1 protein-coding gene is annotated in these 250 nt (G+C 34.0%); it reads right to left on the reverse strand.

Going from position 1 to position 250, the window contains the following annotated elements; all coding sequences use genetic code 11:
* The coding region (locus SB689_RS23765) for a hypothetical protein (RefSeq protein WP_410694497.1) at positions 1-250 on the reverse strand (250 nt) is incomplete at both ends.

Here is a 250-nt window from a genome sequence, read left to right on the forward strand (position 1 = left end):
CTTTTTCTAAGCAAACTTATGATTCTCCATGCATACACAGCCAGCAACGAAAGAACTGCAAGAGATAATAAAATTACCCATTGTACATTTCTCCCATGATTTTCTGAATCGTTCTTTGTTTCTGCTATAAAGGACTCCATATCCTTGTTGATGGTTTTCAGGATGGCTGTATTATTTCTATTTTTTGCCTCAGTATAAGCATTTAAATAAAAATAAGCTTTTCCATTGTCTCCTTTATTCTCGTATACCG

Source organism: Chryseobacterium sp. SIMBA_038 (genome assembly GCF_046535115.1).
GTDB lineage: Bacteria > Bacteroidota > Bacteroidia > Flavobacteriales > Weeksellaceae > Chryseobacterium.